This window comes from Sporomusa sp. (genome assembly GCF_057736855.1).
This window is the reverse complement of record NZ_JBYKYF010000404.1, coordinates 1-2,254: the sequence shown is the minus strand read 5'-3', so window position 1 is coordinate 2,254 and position 2,254 is coordinate 1. Positions and strand designations below refer to the sequence as shown.

Here is a 2,254-nt window from a genome sequence, read left to right as displayed (position 1 = left end):
TTAGCCGTGCCGGTCAGGCTCTGGGATTGGCCAGTGAAGCGGTGATTGCTTTTACGATGCCGGCAGCGGCTTGTCAATCTGAAACCATTTGGCAGCGTTATCGCCGTTGGCTTGAAACCACTACTTACCAGGCAGGTTTTAGTCGTTTGGAATTGATCGAACAACCCTGGGCTGCTGCCAAGGGTTCAGGTATGCCGCTTAAACCTGGAGCCGTCTATAGTGTTGTAACGATACATGCCGACAGTGTGGAGACGGTTATTGTACAGGCTGTCAACGGTAAGGAACAAACGCTTGTCGGTGGTGTGTTAGCAAAAACGACGGTAGGCAGTTATTCTTATATAGATATAGACGAAAGTTCTGCTTTTGCTCAGAATCGTGAAAATAAGCGGCATTTGCGGGTGCTGAGCTGCAGAACGGAGTGGCTGATAGGTGAGGAACCCGAGGAAGCGACAAGACAATTAGCAGCTACTATTCAGCAAGCATTGCAGGATGTTGAAAGACGGGGATACTCGGCGAACTGTCTGACCGGGGTCGTTGTCATCGGCAGCAGTGTAAATTCGGAGATTTTAGGAATAGTTCACGACCTTTTTGGCGGTATTCCGGTGTATGCTAACCAGCCGTTTTCTGCCGCTGCTTGCGGCGGCGCAGCGTTATTAGCTGGAGAAGATGCTTGCGGTTATATCAGCCATAGGTATGGTTTGCGTTTTTTAACAGAAGCTGGGTACCAATATCGCGAGCTTGTTACTAAAGGCATGTTTTATCCTAGCACAGGAACCATTTGCGAATTTACGGTTAAAGCCAGTTATAATGGGCAACAGAAGTTTGCGTTATTTATAGAAGATGGTCTGCAATGTATTAATGAAAAAGATCCGCTGATATTAACTATTCAGACGCCGGCAGTCCGCGGGCAGGCGGTATTTACCGTTAAGGCTAGTTTAGACAGTGCCGGACAACTACTGGTAACGGCTACAGCCGTTGACAGTGGTGAAATTTTTGCAGATAGGGTACCTGTTGCAAAGTTAGTGTAAGGGAGGGCTGGAGATGTCGCATTTTACTCAAGTGGCGACTCAGATAAAGAATAAAGAAATATTGCTAACCTGTTTGCGGGAATTAGGTTATCAGGTTGAGGAAAATACCTCAATTAAAGGCTATCGCGGGCAGGAAACTTCGGTAGATATTGCTGTACGAATGAAACAGGGATATGATATTGGTTTTGTACTGGGCGCTGATGGCACTTACCGTTTGGTGGCTGATTGGTTTGGGGTACAGGGCACCAATGAGCAGGAATTTACTAAAAAGGTTCAGCAGCAATATGCGTTAACCACTGTTATGGAACAAGTACGCCGTCAGGGATTTAATGTAGTGGAACAGCAGAGGGATGCCAGTGGTCAGATTCGCCTGCTGGTGAGAAGATGGGTGTAGAGGAGGGGGAAGACTATGGATGTTTTTGCTGAACAATTTGATACCTATATCCGGGCTCGGGTTACGCTCATTGTTATCGTGACACCTGAGGAACAGCGCGCTATTGAACATGTTAAGACGGTATGCGAACAAAAAAACCGCGCTTGTCTATCGTGGGATGTTGCTGACGGCTTTACGGTAGTTACCGGACGGACCACACTGGATTTAAAATGTCGGGATCCATTGGTGGCCCTGGATTTGATGGAAAAGGAAGGTATGGAGAATACGGGGACAATTTTTGTCTGCAAGGATTTTCATGACTTCTGGACAAATCCGCCTGTCAGACGCAAACTTAAAAATGTAGTACAGCGCCTAACCCAGACTCGGACCTCGATTGTAATTACTACCCCAACAGGACAAATTCCTGACGAATTACAGGATGAAGCTGTGGTTATGCATCTTAAACGTCCGAATGGGGAAGAGTTGGATGCAGTGCTTGACGGACTGCTGAAAGGTGCCAATGTTAAAATCAATCTGACAGAAACCGGACGTGAAAAGGTTGTGCAAGCCGCTATGGGTATGACCGCAGGTCAAGCGCGTCGGGTATTTTCTAAAGCCATAGTTACTTGCGGCTGCTTAGATGACCGCAGTATTTCCCTGATTACTGAAGATAAAGCCCAGCTTGTACGGCAAAGCGAAGCCTTAGAGTTTTTGAATACCAGCGAGACCATCGAAAGTGTCGGTGGCTTAGGAGTCTTAAAAGATTGGCTGCGACTGAGGGAGAAGGCATTTACTAAAGATGCCCGCGACTATGGTTTACCAGCACCTAAGGGAATTGCCATGGTGGGTATTC

At 47.2% G+C, this 2,254-nt stretch carries 3 protein-coding genes; all 3 read left to right on the top strand.

Annotated features, from left to right (window positions below):
• Positions 1-1,028: hypothetical protein (locus AC29Z1_RS16865; protein WP_488272612.1), on the top strand; the 1,028-nt coding region annotated here is incomplete at its 5' end.
• A gap of 13 nt (positions 1,029-1,041) precedes the next feature.
• A complete protein-coding gene (locus tag AC29Z1_RS16860) occupies positions 1,042-1,422 on the top strand; it encodes a DUF1257 domain-containing protein (protein WP_488272611.1) in 381 nt (126 codons plus the stop codon).
• Positions 1,423-1,437: 15 nt separating this feature from the next.
• Positions 1,438-2,254: AAA family ATPase (locus AC29Z1_RS16855; RefSeq protein WP_488272610.1), on the top strand; the 817-nt coding region annotated here is incomplete at its 3' end.